General features: G+C 61.5%; 10 protein-coding genes. 8 read left to right on the top strand and 2 right to left on the bottom strand.

Features of this window, described 5'->3' with window-relative positions; all coding sequences use genetic code 11:
- Window positions 1–161 precede the first annotated feature (161 nt).
- The gene (locus tag ACURWW_RS08105; RefSeq protein ID WP_445616301.1) at window positions 162–1,223 is read right to left on the bottom strand and encodes a phosphotransferase; all 1,062 of its coding nucleotides are present in this window, start codon (window positions 1,221–1,223) and stop codon (window positions 162–164) included.
- A 145-nt stretch (window positions 1,224–1,368) separates the two neighbouring features.
- Between ACURWW_RS08105 and ACURWW_RS08100 the strand changes: the two genes are divergently transcribed.
- Window positions 1,369–2,130 carry a competence/damage-inducible protein A gene (locus ACURWW_RS08100; RefSeq protein ID WP_445616300.1) on the top strand — a complete coding sequence of 254 codons (762 nt, stop codon included), beginning with the start codon at window positions 1,369–1,371 and terminating at the stop codon, window positions 2,128–2,130.
- Window positions 2,131–2,162: 32 nt separating this feature from the next.
- Here ACURWW_RS08100 and ACURWW_RS08095 read toward each other — a convergent pair whose 3' ends face one another.
- Window positions 2,163–3,197 carry an NADP-dependent oxidoreductase gene (locus tag ACURWW_RS08095; protein ID WP_445616299.1) on the bottom strand — a complete coding sequence of 345 codons (1,035 nt, stop codon included), beginning with the start codon at window positions 3,195–3,197 and terminating at the stop codon, window positions 2,163–2,165.
- A 307-nt stretch (window positions 3,198–3,504) separates the two neighbouring features.
- Here ACURWW_RS08095 and ACURWW_RS08090 point away from each other — a divergent pair, with 307 nt between their 5' ends.
- The 7 genes from ACURWW_RS08090 to ACURWW_RS08060 all read left to right on the top strand — a co-directional run bounded on the left by ACURWW_RS08090 (window position 3,505) and on the right by ACURWW_RS08060 (window position 14,169).
- Window positions 3,505–6,804 carry a PAS domain S-box protein gene (locus ACURWW_RS08090; RefSeq protein ID WP_445616298.1) on the top strand — a complete coding sequence of 1,100 codons (3,300 nt, stop codon included), beginning with the start codon at window positions 3,505–3,507 and terminating at the stop codon, window positions 6,802–6,804.
- A 16-nt stretch (window positions 6,805–6,820) separates the two neighbouring features.
- Window positions 6,821–7,312: a cupin domain-containing protein gene (locus ACURWW_RS08085; protein WP_445616297.1), complete on the top strand. Its 492-nt coding sequence runs from the start codon at window positions 6,821–6,823 to the stop codon at window positions 7,310–7,312.
- Between the two features lie 36 nt (window positions 7,313–7,348).
- Complete coding sequence (locus tag ACURWW_RS08080) at window positions 7,349–7,984, top strand: LysE family transporter (protein ID WP_445616296.1); 636 nt, start codon at window positions 7,349–7,351, stop codon at window positions 7,982–7,984.
- Between the two features lie 545 nt (window positions 7,985–8,529).
- On the top strand, window positions 8,530–9,636 hold the full coding sequence (locus ACURWW_RS08075) for a glutathione S-transferase family protein (RefSeq protein ID WP_445616295.1): 1,107 nt from the start codon (window positions 8,530–8,532) through the stop codon (window positions 9,634–9,636).
- Window positions 9,637–9,655: 19 nt separating this feature from the next.
- The gene (locus ACURWW_RS08070) at window positions 9,656–9,994 is read left to right on the top strand and encodes a tRNA-binding protein (protein WP_445616294.1); all 339 of its coding nucleotides are present in this window, start codon (window positions 9,656–9,658) and stop codon (window positions 9,992–9,994) included.
- Between the two features lie 78 nt (window positions 9,995–10,072).
- Window positions 10,073–12,784, top strand: a complete 2,712-nt coding sequence (locus ACURWW_RS08065) for a DUF2339 domain-containing protein (RefSeq protein WP_445616293.1) — start codon at window positions 10,073–10,075, stop codon at window positions 12,782–12,784.
- The gene (locus tag ACURWW_RS08060) at window positions 12,781–14,169 is read left to right on the top strand and encodes a DUF3999 family protein (protein WP_445616292.1); all 1,389 of its coding nucleotides are present in this window, start codon (window positions 12,781–12,783) and stop codon (window positions 14,167–14,169) included. Before ACURWW_RS08065 ends, ACURWW_RS08060 begins: the two co-directional genes overlap by 4 nt.
- Window positions 14,170–14,184 lie beyond the last annotated feature (15 nt).

The raw sequence follows: 14,184 nt of genomic DNA, 5'->3' as shown, positions 1-14,184 counted from the left end.
CCGGACCGGGTAAAACACGCCTTCCCAAGCGTTTTCGATTTTGATGGTTAGGTGGCCATGTTGGGTTACGCTTCGCTGACCCAACCTACGCACTCAGATTAGATCGGCATCTGCGTTGCGCCGTGTAGGTTGGGTTAGGCCGCAGGCCGTAACCCAACAAGCTACAGCTTCTGCGCCTGCTCCATTGCCGCCTCCGCCAGGAGGCCTGCGCGCTGGCCCACTTCCAGGGCGTCCGCGTTGGCCGCATTGCCATCCAGTGCCCGCTTGTACACACCCTGCAGAATGGCCGCCAGGCGGAACAGGGCAAAGGCACTATAGAAAGGCCATCGATCAATCCCGCCGTCGCGGCCCCGGGCCGCACAATACATGTCCACAAATTCCTGCTCTTCGGGAATGCCCAGTGCTTTCAGATCCAGGCCTTTGAGGCCGCCCAGCCCGGGGGTATCGATGGGCAGGGTGTAGGGAATACAGCAATAGGCGAGATCGGACAGCGGATGACCGAGGGTGGACAGCTCCCAGTCCAGTACTGCCACCACCTCTTCCTTCTGTGAGTGAAACATCAGGTTGCCCATGCGGAAGTCGCCATGGGCGATGGTGGTTTCGGCATTCTCGGGGATGTTGTTCGGCAGCCAGCTCATGAGCTCTTCCATAGCGGGCTTGTGATCAGTGCGCGAGGCCTCGTACTGCTTGCTCCAGCGATCGATCTGCCGGGCAATGTAGTTGGCGGGCTTGCCGAAGTCGCTCAGGCCCACGGCTTCATAATCCACCTGATGCAGATGGGCGAGGGTTTGGGCGGCGGCGCGGAACGCGTTGCGACGCTGATCGGGAGCCAGGTCCTCCAGGCGGGGATGGGGAAAAACCCGCCCCTCCACAAAGCGCATGACATAAAACGCGGTGCCGATGACGGAGGCGTCCTCGCACAGGTGCAGTGCTTCCGGAACGGCGACCGGCGTGTCCTTCAAGGCGGCGATGACCTTGTACTCCCGCTCCACCATATGCGCGGAAGGCAGCAACTTGCCCGGCGGCTTCTTGCGCAGCACATACTTGCTGCCGCCGCTTTCCAGGAGGAAGGTGGGGTTGCTTTGACCGCCCTGGAATTGGCGAATGTGCAGGGGGCCGGTGAACTGCTCCGGCATGACCCCGGCCAGGTAATCCGCCAGTGCCGCCTCATCAAAGCGGTGCGCCGCCAGGACGTCCACCAGCTGTGTCGATTGTTCGCTCATCGTGTTGCCTCGCAATGATTATTGTTCAGTCAAGGATAGCAGCCCCTCTCCAAAAAGCGCAGTGGCCAGCTCCAGCTTTTGCTGCCCTCCGTTTATACTGCGCCGTACACAGCAATAGCCGCACACAGCAACAAAAGGTGGAACCATGCAGCACATTGGTCTGCTCATCATTGGCGATGAAATTCTGTCGGGCAAACGGCAGGACAAGCACCTGCCCAGGGTGATCGAGATGCTGGACTCACGGGGGCTGGAGCTCGCCTGGGTACGCATTCTGGGCGACGACGGGGCGATATTGACGGAAAACCTGCGCCAGACCTTTGCCAGCGACTCCATTGTTTTCAGTTGCGGTGGCATCGGCGCCACCACCGACGATCGCACCCGCCAATGTGCCGCTGCGGCGTTGGACCTGGACCTTGCGGTCCATCCCGAAGGGCGCCGCGAAATGCAAGCGCGCTTCAACGAGACGGAGCTTACTCCCCAGCGCCTGCGTCTGGTGGAATTTCCCGAGGGCGCTTCCATCATCCCCAACCCGGTCAACCGGGTGCCCGGTTTTTCCCTGCGCGATCACCATTTCATGCCGGGCTTTCCCAGCATGGCCTGGCCCATGATCGAATGGGTGCTGGACAACCGCTACGGGAATCTGCAGGCGCCGGGGCGGATCGGGGAAGAAGCCATCAATGTCTGGGACGCGCGGGAGAGCGACGTGATTCCGCTGATGGAGCGTTTCGTGCTCGAGCATCCGGAGCTGCGTTTGTCCTGCCTGCCCGGTTCCATAGGCGGTCGCTTTCAGCTGGAACTTGGCCTGCGCGGCGCACCTTCCCAGGTGGACGCAGGCATGCGGAAATTGCGTGGCGAGATCGAAGGCCTCGGCTTCAGTTGGGAGCCGGTATCACTTGTCCGCACATAAGCCACCCCAAGGCGCGCCCGACACAACCGGATTTAACGGGTCGGGTCCTCTCCCACCTGCACCAGCAGCTTGCCGAAGTTTTTGCCGCTGAGCAGCCCCTGGAAGGCGCTCACAGCGTTCTCAAGTCCCTCGACGATGTCCTCCCGATAGCGCACATCGCCTTCCTGCACCCAGTGTGGCATGTCCTTCATGAAGCCTTCCCGGTGCTGGGGCAGGTCGAACTGAATGAAACCATTGATGGACAGGCGATGGGTCAGTACAGCGCGCATGAAACCGGGAAGCTGGTCCGGTCCTTCCTCGACGCCACTGGCGTTGTAGTATGCGATCAGCCCGCACACAGGAATGCGCGCGAAATCGTTGAACAGCGGCAGCACAGCAAGCAAAACCTTGCCGGCGACGTTTTCCCAGTAGATGTCCACGCCGTCGGGGCAGGCGGCTTTCAAGTCTTCCGCAAAGCTGGGGCTGCGGTGGTCCACGGCTGCATCAAAGCCCAGCTCATCTTTGATGAACTCGCATTTTTCCGGACCGCCCGCAATGCCCACCACGCGGCAGCCGAGCACCTTGCCCATTTGCCCCACCACTTGGCCGACGGCGCCGCTGGCCGCCGAAACGACCAGCGTCTCGCCGGCTTTCGGTCGGCCGTACTCCTTCAGGCCCGCGTAAGCGGTGAAGCCGGGCATTCCCAGTACACCCACCGCAGTGCTAATGGGGGCAATGGCCGGATCCAGTTTGCGCAGCCCTTTCGGTGACACCGCGGCCCAGCTCTGCCAGCCCGTATGGGCCAGCACCAGGTCACCCGCTTTCCAGTCCGGGTGGCGGGACTCAGCCACTTCACACACGGTGGCGCCTTCCATTACTTGCCCCACTTCCACGGGTTGCGCGTAAGAGCGAGCGGCGCTCATGCGCCCGCGCATGTAAGGGTCGAGCGAAAGATAAATGGTGCGCAGCAACACCTGCCCGTCGTCTGCCGTGGGCATGGGCGCGGATTCAAGTTTCAGGTGACTCTCATCCGGCATGCCCTCCGGTCGCTTGGCGAGGATGATGCGTTGGCAGGCTTGCTGTTCCATAGAAAGAACTCCTTGGATTGTTGAGTTATGAAAACGAAATTGTACTGCGCCTTTTGCTTGTTCGTGGCAGTGAGTTTGGAGTTCAGGCGCTGAATTGGGCCTTACCTCAGTTGGAATTTTCCCCTTGGCGGAATATAGTGCTTTGACATGCAACAAATACAGCCTGCTTGTCCGCCTGGCGTTTTGCAACCGGAGATCGCCGTGAATGTCGCGTTCGGGATTGCGGGGCCCCTGTTTCGGGCCGTCCTGCAGTCGTTGATGAGTCACTCCGGTTCCATTGAAGTTCAAACGAACGGTGCCGAATGCTGTGAAACTGCAACCCCCTGATCGGCTACCGCCCGCCGCGGACTGGATCACCACCCGCGGCGAAGCGGCGGAGCAAATCGCATCGCTGGACTGGTCCAACACGACCCTCGGCGCAGTTGAACATTGGCCGCAAACCTTGCGCGCCGCAGTCAATCTCTGCCTGGCAATGAACACCCCTGGTGCCGTAGTGTGGGGCGCGCAGCGCCAGTTCATCTTCAATGAGGCGTTTGCCGAGCTTTGCAGCGAGCCCTCCGGGCGTTGGCAACTGCTGGGTAAACCGCTGGAGCAATGCAGGCACGTGTGGGCCTCAACTGTTGACGCGTTCGAGCGCGCGCTGGCCGGGCAATCCCAGAACCACACTCAGCGCCTCTACCCGCTCACGGATACAGGCATCGAAGAGCGTTTCTATACGGTGAACCTGACCCCGTTGACCGGTGAATCGGGCAGGGTGGAGGGCGCTTTTTTTGCAGCCAGCGACGTGACGCAAACGGCACTGTCTGAACGGCGTCTCTATGCCTTGAAGGAATTCATCGCCAATACCGCGGATGCGGATTCCTTTGACACCATTCATCACTGGTTTCCCGCCGGCCTCGCGGGTCAAACTCTCGACCTTCCCTTTGCGCTGCTCTACCTGCTGGACAGCGAGTGCAGCACTGCCACGCTCGCGGGCGCGACCGGTCTGCACGACGAAGCGCTGATGCCCCGCATCGTCGAATTGAATGATGACGACGAGGTGGCATGGCCGCTTGCCGTGGCAGTCCGCAGCGAGAAACCTGTACCCGTGCGCGATGTGATGGAACGCCTGGGCGCATTCTCCTGTGGGCCTTTTCCCGAACCCATCCGTGAAGCCATGGTTCTGCCAGTGGATGTAGCCGGCCCGCACGCGCCTTCCGCGGTGATGGTGCTCGGTGTCAACCCGCGCCGTCCTTTGGATCCAGGCTGCGAGAATTTTTTCCTCCTGATGCGCAATGCGGTCAAGCAGGTGCTCACCCGTGCATCGGCCCGGGCCGAATCCCGTCATTGGGAGGCCACCAACTTGGCCTTGCTGCGCAGCGAAGAGCGCTATCGCGCCACTGTCGAAGGGCAGGCGGAAATGGTGTGTCGCTTTCATCCGGAAGGTACGATTTATTTTTCCAACCGCGCCTACGCGCGGACCTTCGGATCAACCCCCGAAGCGCTTGAGGGCACGAGCTTCTGGCAGTTCGTGAGCGCGGAGGACCGGCCCGCTGTGCGCGAACTGCTGGCCCGACTGAGGCCGGATAATCGCCAGGTGCAGATCGAAAATCACCTGGAAACAGATCAGGGAAAGCGGTGGACCATCTGGACCAGCCAGGCGCTCGCTTTTGACAAGGACGGCCGGCCCACAGAGGTTCAATCAGTGGGAATGGACATCACGGACCGCCGCCGCATGGAGCAGGCGCTGCGCGAGCGCGAAGAGCAGCTTCGGCTGGCCTTGCAGGGTGCACAAGCCGGCGCCTGGAGCATCGATGTTCAGTCCCGCGTAACGTTCTGGAGCCAGGAGTTTCTCAAACTCTACGGGTTTGCGCCGGACCAGCGCCCCAGCTTCCGGGACTGGATCGACCGCGTTCACCCGGAAGACCGGCAATGGGTCCAGCAGAACTTTCTCAGTCGTCCCACCACGGAGGCTTTCGAATACCAGCAGGAGTTTCGCATCCTTCACCCGGAACTGGGTGAGCGCTGGTTGCTGGCCCTTGGCCGCGTGGACCGGGACGAGCACGGCGACGCGCGCAAGATCAGCGGCATCAACATCGATATCACGGAGCGCAAGACCGTTGAGCGGGCGCTGCGCGAAAGTGAAGAACGGTTTCGCACCCTGGCGGACAACATGTCCCAACTGGCCTGGATGGCGGACCCGAACGGCTGGATCTTCTGGTACAACAGCCGCTGGTATGAATACACAGGCAGCGATCTGGACAATGTGCGGGGCTGGGGTTGGACTAGGGTCCTGCGGCCCGAACGCGCCGAACAGATCGCCGCCGCAGCCCGCGAACACTGGCAGAGCGGTGAGCCGTGGGAGCACACTTTCGAGGTGCGCTCCGCTGATGGCGAGTATCGCTGGTTCCTGACCCGGGTTACGCCGATTTTCCGCGACGGCCAGTTGATCCGCTGGTTCGGAACCAACACCGATATCACTGAACAGCGAACCGCGGAGGATGCGCTCAAGGAAGCGGATCGCCGCAAAGACGAATTCCTGGCGACTCTGGCCCACGAGTTGCGCAACCCCCTCGCTCCCCTGCGCAACGGCCTGGAGGTGATGCGCCTTGCCGCCGACAATCCCCAAGCCATGAGCGAGGCGCGGGCAATCATGGAGCGACAGCTCGCGCACATGGTTCACCTGATCAACGACCTGCTTGACCTCAGCCGGATCAGCCGGGGCAAGGTCAAGCTCCGCAAGCAGGTTGTACCGGTCAGCGAAGTGATCGATCAGGCGGTGGAAAGCTGCCGTCCGCTTCTGGAGCAGGCGGGGCACAAGCTCACAGTGAATCTGCCCTCCAAAGCAGTCTTCATCGACGCGGATCCGGCCCGCATGGCCCAGGTTTTTGCAAACCTGCTGAACAATGCCTCGAAATTTACGGGCGAGCGGGGCCAGATCTGGATTACGGCGGAACACAGCGGCGAGACAGTGCTGGTGCGGGTACGGGACACCGGTATCGGAATTCCGCCCGTGCTGCTCGATCAGGTGTTCGACATGTTTACCCAGGGCGACCCGGTGGAGCAGGCCCAGGGCGGTCTCGGCATCGGCCTGTCGCTGGTGAAGGGCCTGGTGGAAATGCACGGCGGCACCGTCGAAGCTCATAGTCCGGGCGTGAACCTGGGCAGCGAGTTTGTGGTTCATCTGCCGGCGATGACCGAGCCGCAGGAACAGGCACTCTCGACCGGCGACCAGAGCACAGAGCCGGACAGCCGCCGGCACATCCTTGTGGTTGATGACAACCGTGACGCGGCGTCGAGCATGGCCACTATGCTGGAGTTGATGGGCCACGAGACGCGCACCGCCCACGACGGCCTGGAAGCGGTGGAAGCGGCCGGAGCATTTCAGCCCGACCTTATCCTGCTGGACCTGGGCATGCCGCGCCTGAACGGCTATGACGCCGCGCGCCGAATTCGTGCCCAGCAATGGGGCCGGGATATACTCCTGGTCGCGCTCACCGGCTGGGGGCAGGCGGAAGATCGCCGACGCTCCCAGGAGGCCGGCTTCGACGCCCACCTCGTCAAACCAGTGGACCTGCAGGCCCTGCGCGAATTGCTGAACCGAACGGGCAGCCACAACGGAAAATAACCAGGGGCTTCGTCAAATGTCCGACACCTTCAAACCTGTGCTTTCGCTGAATGGAATTGCCTACGAACCTTTCAAGCACGGCGAACGCTACGAAAGCAGGGATGCGTACCTGAGCGAGCCCTTGAAGCTGACCCAGATAGGCGCCGTCTGCACAGAGGTTCCTCCGGGCAAATCGGCCTGTCCATTCCATGTGCATCGGGTCGAAGACGAGATGTTCGTGATCCTGGAAGGGCGTGGTGAATACCGCTTTGGGAATCACAGCTATCCGGTAACCGCCGGCGACGTGCTGGGGGCCCCCCGCGGCGGGCCGGAGTACGCCCACCAGCTTACGAATACCGGGGACACGGTTCTGCGCTATCTGGCGCTCTCCAGCAAGGCAGAGACGGAGGTCTGCGAATATCCGGACAGCGGAAAATTTCTGGTGATGAACAAGCGGGACGGCAAACGGAAGTTCGACTTCGTGGGCTATCTTAAGGATCGGCGTGATTACTGGGACGGGGAGGAATAGAATGCCCTCCTGTTTCGAAACGCTTGAGGAGTTCTTGTGGGAGCCTATTGGCCCGAGTTTTTGACCATTGTTGTTGTACACCTGCTGGCAGTTGCCAGCCCCGGTCCGGATTTCGCCATCATGGTGCGCCAGGCGCTGGTGCAGTCGCGCCGTAACGCCCTGTTGTCGGCAGCGGGTATTGGCCTGGGGATTTTTGTCCACGTAAGCTATTCGCTGTTGGGCATCGGCCTGTTGATACAGCAATCCGTGGCTCTGTTTACGGTTCTGAAAATCATCGGCGCCACATACCTGGCGTGGCTGGGAATCCAGGCTCTGCGTTCGAGCCCCGGTGCACTTCACGTGGCGGCGGGTGAGGGGCAGACCCAGAGTGCCGCAGCCGCTTTTCGCCTGGGTTTTTTCACCAATGTTTTGAATCCCAAGGCAACTCTCTTTTTCGTCGCACTGTTTTCCGTGGTCATCAGTCCGGACACACCGGCGCTGATACAGGCGGGTTACGGGCTCTACCTGGCCGCTGCCACCACCGCCTGGTTCACCAGCCTCGCCCTGTTCTTTACCCTCCCTCCGGTGCGGCGTTTGTTCAGCCGCTTTGCTTACTGGCTGGACCGCCTCATGGGTGGGGTATTATTGCTGCTGTCGGCGCGACTGCTGTTTTCGCTCAACCAGCAAAGCTGACATCGGTAGCCGGTTGCAACGCGCGGGGCAATCTGTTGGGTTACGGCCTGCGGCCTAACCCAACCTTCGGAGGTGGATTGGTTCGTAGGTTGGGTTAGCGAAGCGTAACCCAACATCGGGAGCCAGTTGCGGTGCGTGGGGCGCTCGGGGCATTCTGTTGGGTTACGGCCTGCGGCCTAACCCAACCTACGGAAGTGGAGTGGATCGTAGGTTGGGTTAGCGAAGCGTAACCCAACATCGGGAGCCGGTTGAGGTGCGTGGGGCGCTCGGGGCAATCTGTTGGGTTACGGCCTGCGGCCTAACCCAACCTACGGAAGTGGAGTGGTTCGTAGGTTGGGTTAGCGAAGCGTAACCCAACATCGGGAGCCGGTTGCGACGCTCGGAGCAATCTGTTGGGTCCAACCTACGGAAGTGGAGTGGATCGTAGGTTGGGTTAGCGAAGCGTAACCCAACAGCGGTGCGGCCCGGGGCGAAACCGCGCGGCTGGACCCGGGTGAGGCGGGTCAGTAGAGTAGAGGTTTTTTGGGATAAGGGATGATCACTCCATGAGCACACACCAACTGCTGGGCGCCGAAGTTTCCTACTATACCGGCAAAGTTCGCGCATACCTCCGTTACAAGGGCATTCCCTTTGAGGAAGTGGCTGCTTCACGGGACATCTACAAGGATGTGATCGTGCCGCGCACCGGTGTGCGCATGATTCCGGTTCTGATCAGTGACGATGATGTGGCGGTTCAGGACAGCAGCGTGATCATCGACTTCATGGAAGAGCGCTACCCGGAGGCCTCGGTTTACCCGCAGTCTCCGCTGCAGCGTTTCGTGGCCCTGCTGTTCGAAGCGTACGGCGATGAATGGCTGGTAATTCCCGCCATGCATTACCGCTGGAGCTTCGAGGAGAATCGCCGGTTCGCCATTGCGGAGTTTGGCCGCCTTTCCGCCCCGGACGCCAGCCCCGAAGAACAGGTGGAGATTGGCGAGAAACTTTCGGGGCCCTTTGCCGGAGCCCTTCCCTACCTCGGAGTCAGTGATGACACCATTCCCGGCATCGAAGACAGTTATCTGAGTTTCCTGGCGGACTTCAACGCCCACCTGCGTGTTACGCCGTTCCTGCTCGGATCGCGCCCCTCCATCGGCGACTTCGGTCTTTACGGCCCTCTGTACGCGCACCTGTATCGCGATCCGTACTCCGGTCGCATCATGAAGGAAAAAGCCCCCGCCGTCGTGGAATGGGTGGAGCGCATGCGCGACCCTGCCGTTCGCGCCGGAGAGTTTCTGGACAACGATGCCATTCCCGAGACCCTCGAGCCCATGTTGCTGCGCATGTTTGCGGAGCAGGGGCCGGTACTTTCCAACACCATACGCGCGGTCGCCGAATGGGCGAGCGAAAATGACGATGTTTCCGTACCACGTACTATCGGTCGTCATGCCTTTGCCATTGGCGGGCGACGTGGCCAGCGCAACATCGTAACCTTCAACCTCTGGATGTGGCAGCGAGCCCGCGATCAGTACCAGGCGCTGGAAGGCAGCGCCCTCGAGCAGGCGAATGCTCTGCTGCAGCGGGTGGGTGGCCAGGATCTGATCCAGCAGGATATCCCCCAGCGCGTGGCACGGGAAAATAATCGCCTGGTGCTGGTACGGGAATCCCGATCATAGATCCGGAGGCAGGCACTCAGTGAACGAAATCGATTGGAGCGACTTCCAGAAGGTGGAACTGCGCGTGGGCACGATCACCCATGTGGAAAACTTTCCCGAGGCGCGTCGGCCCGCGTTCAAACTGCGCATCGATTTCGGGCCGGAGATCGGCATCCGAAAATCCAGTGCCCAGATCACGGACCTTTACAGCACCGAAACCCTGATCGGCAAGCAGGTGGTTGCGGTGGTGAACTTCCCCCCGAAACAGATCGGCCCGTTTATGTCCGAGTGCCTGGTCACCGGTTTCCATCGGAAAGACGGCGCGGTGGTTCTGGCTGTTCCGGATGACAAGGTCCCGGACGGCGCGAAGCTCGCCTGACCGGTTGTCAGGTCTTAACAAGTGCCGCAACAGCGGTTGCAAAAACGCATAAGAATCGACAAAAAAGGAAGTGTACCGATGGCACTTACGGTGATTCTGGTCCTCATTGGACTGGTGCTGGGGCAAGCGATATGGGAGGGCGCCGGGTGGCTGCCGGGCGCGTTGCTGGGACTATTGTCCGGTCAGCTCATTGGGATGGCGGAAAGGCTCAAAACTCTTGAGCGGGAACTGGCGCGCCGACCCATGGCCGAAACGGAGCCCACGGGGCAACCGGCTCGTCCCGCTGATTCCGGCCAGGCACCCGTTACACCCCGCCCCGTCCGTGAAGCGCCCGCCCCGCGACCCCCGGCTGCAGTCGCCACCGCAGCGCGGGTCGCCTCCGCGTCCACCGCTGAATCGAAATCGACCGGCAATGGCGACGCCCTGGGATCGCCCACTCTCTTCGACCGGATCATCCGCCAGATCGGGCGCTTTTTCACGGAAGGCAATCCCATTGTTCGCGCAGGGATTGTGGTGCTGTTCTTCGGGCTGAGCTTTTTGGTGAAGTACGCATCGAGGCGGGTGGTTTTTCCATTGGAGTTGCGTCTGTCCCTGGTCGCGGCTGTATCCATGGCGTTGGTGGTGATTGGCTGGCGAACCCGCAATCGTCAAAACGGTTACGGTCTGGTGCTTCAGGGCGGCGGAATCGCCGCTCTCTACCTGACCGTTTTTGCGGCCACTAAGGTATTTCCCCTGTTGTCCAGTACGCTCGCGTTCGCGTTGATGTTCATCATCGTGCTGGTGGGCGCGGCTCTGGCGATTTTGCAGAACGCCCAGGTCCTTGCGCTCACGGCAACCGCTGGTGGTTTCCTGGCTCCCATTCTGACTTCGGATGGCTCGGGGAATCACGTGGCTCTATTCACGTTCTATCTGCTGCTCAACGTGGGGGTGCTCACCATCGCCTGGTTCAAAGCCTGGCGCATGCTGAACTGGGTCGGGTTCGTGTTTACGTTTGTAATCAGCTCTATTTGGGGCGTACTCAGTTACGAACCCCACCTCTACTATTCGACACAGCCCTTTTTGCTCGCGTTCTTTGCTCTTTACCTGACGGTAGCGGTTCTTTTTTCCCTCCGGCAGCCCCCAAAACTGACCGGGCTCGTGGACGGCAGCCTGGTCTTCGGCTTGCCCATCGCAGGCTTTGGTTTGCAGGCGGCCTTGTTGCAGCACACTGAGTACGGGCTTGCTATCAGCGCAATTGTGCTGGCGACCACCTACATGGGCCTGGCCCGCTGGCTGTGGGCGCGACACTGCGAGTCCCATCGCCTGATGACCGAATCCTTCCTGGCCCTGGGCGCCGGCTTCGCCACTCTGGCCATTCCCCTTGCGCTGGATGCGGCCTGGACCTCAGCCACTTGGGCGCTGGAAGCGGCGGGCCTGGTGTGGGTCGGGGCGCGCCAGGCCCGCCTTCTGCCTCGCGCGGCCGGTTACCTGCTGTATGTGGCGGCGGTGGTGGCCTTTTTTGCCAGCGACGGTTTCGGACCGGGGAACATTCCAATCATCTCCGCCAGCTTTATCGGTACAGTCATTCTGGCCGTGGCGGCACTGGGGATGGCGTGGACTCTGCACGCTGCTCGCACTGGTTTGCCTCGCCTCGAGAAGGTCGAAGGCCCGGCGATTGTGGTGGGAATATTCTGGTGGCTGTACGCCGGGTGCGTGGAGCTGGTCCAGCACCTGGGCGATGAGCGCCACTACGCCGCGACAATGATTTTCGCTGCGGCCTCGTTGTTCGGTTTCGCGCGATTGGGCCTGCGGCTGATGTGGCCGCTGCTGGTTCGCAGTGGTTACGCTATTGTCCCGGTAGTGGCGTGTTGGGTGCTTCCGAACCTTCTATGGTGGCTCTTCGCTTACGACATGCATCCGCTTGATCCCCTCGGTGCCCTGGCCGTTGGTATTTTCGCAGCCCTGAACTACTCCTTCCTCTGGCTGCGGCGGAACAGCCCGCGCGCGCTGTTGCACAACGTCTGGCATTTCCTCAGCGCCATGCTGATTCTGGTACACCTGTGGTGGGAGGCGCTCTGGTGGCAACAGGAGCTGAATCTTTCCACCACTGCCTCGCAAGTGCTGGGGCTCATCTGCTTTGCGCTGCCACTCACGTTGTTCATGATCCTCAACAAAAAGCCTCACTGGCCTTTTGTGCAGAACCGGCTCGCTTACCGGGATCTGATTCCATTACCACTGCTGGGCTTGTCCGCCGTTTTGTTCATCGCGGCCTCCAGTCATGGCGGCGGAACCGAACGTATGCACCTGCCCTTACTCAATCCCCTGGATCTGGCACAGCTTGCCGTAGTGCTGGTGCTCGCCTTCAGCATCCGCAACGGTCTGGCCGGGCTCGGTACAGCCGGGCCCGAACTGCGCATCGGCTTGCCGGCACTGGCGGCCTTTCTCTGGGTCAATGTGGTGCTGTTGCGAGCCGTTCACCACTACGCGGGGGTGAGCTACAGTCCCGGCGCTCTGTGGGACTCCCCCCTGGCACAAATGGGGCTCTCCATTCTCTGGACCTTTTGTGCCCTGCTGCTGACGAAGCTCGCCCAACACCGGCAGCAACGCGCCCTGTGGATCGCCGGGGCGGTATTGCTCGGCCTGGTTTTGCTCAAACTTTTTACCCGGGACCTTACCGGCACCGGCACACTGGCGCGGGTGGTCTCCTTCATGGGGGCTGGTGCGCTCATGTTGCTGATCGGCTACCTGTCGCCCATGCCAGCCAAGCGGGAGCTTTCGGCAACGGAACTGGCAGAGGAGGGTGCGCGATGAAGATGATGAACGGCGGGCGATCGCAGACGTTGCGTACCGTGATGGCAGTTGCCTGCGCAATGGCCGGTGGAACTGCCAATGCAGAGCCGTTGCCGGTCTATGAAATCAGTGAAAGCCCTGGCACCTGGCTGCAGGCCGACCTTCCGAAAGATATCTGGCGCTACACGGAAGACGAAGAATTCCGGGACATGGTTCTGCTCGACCGTGACGGCGGGGAACTGCCGTTCCGTTTGGTCGTTCCCCAGGCCCGGGTGCGCGAAAGCAGTGATCGCCACGCCGTGCCATTCTTCACCGTCGCGGCCGGCGCGGAGCTGGCCTGGGGCGGTCCCGGTAATACCCGCGTCCATGTCGACGAAAGCAGTATTTCGGTTACCCGGGACGAAGGTTCCGGTGAGCAGCCTCGCGAGTTCTATCTGGTGGACCTCAGCGAACTGGAGGTCGACGTCGACAGCCTGGCGCTGGGCTGGGAGGCGGAGGCCGCCAGCGAATATCTTCATCTGGAAGTGAGTGGCAGCCGTGACCTCCAGAGCTGGATCCCCATCGCCCAGCACACCCTGGTCCGGCTGGAAAAGGACGGCCAGGTTTTGTTGCGTGACGAGGTGCCCCTCGGATTGCGCGCGGGCCGGTACAACTTCCTCCGCGTTGATTTTCCGCGAGACCGAAGCACACCGCAATTAACCACGGTTAAAGCTGTAGACAAGTCCGCCGTGGTGGACGAGCAACCGGTGGAGCGCTGGGAACTTGCCGGAACGCTGGCGGCGGATCAAAGCTCCGCGTCCCGTTTCCACTCGGGGGATCTCGTGGCCTGGGAGTTCGAGCGGCAGGAGCGGGCGCCGGTGCGGCAGGTCAGCGTGGCTCTGAACGATTTCGCCTACGGCGATTTCATCCGCATCTATTCGCGCGCGGAGCGCCGTCACGATTGGCGTTTGGTCCACTCGGGGATCTGGTTCAACGCCCGGGTGGGCTCGGGGTGGGAAAGCAGCGACCCGGTTGATGTGTACCAGAATCGGCATCGCTACTGGCGGGTGGAAATGAGCAAGGCACTGCAAGGCAGGGGGCCCGCTTTGGTGTTTGAGCACCCGCGCCAACGCTTGCGGTTTGTTGCCAACGACAACGAGCCCTACCGCGTGGCGCTCACAGAGCTTCGCTCCGGAAATCCCGCAGCGGAAGTTTTTACGCGCGTGGTGGGTGGGGAAGACCACGAATGGCTGCCGGTCAGCATGAGCCCTCTGTTAAGTCCGGAGCAGGCAGCCCGGCGGCGAACGGAACGGCCCGACTGGCAGGGCGTGGTGTTCTGGGTGGCCATGGTCGCCGCCGTTGCGCTATTGCTCGCCTTTACGGTGCGGCTTTACCGGCAGATGGAACCCGGCAATCGGTCGCACTGAGCGCCCAGCCGGAAA

Source organism: Gilvimarinus sp. F26214L, assembly GCF_054401055.1.
This window is presented reverse-complemented; position numbering and strand designations above follow the sequence as displayed.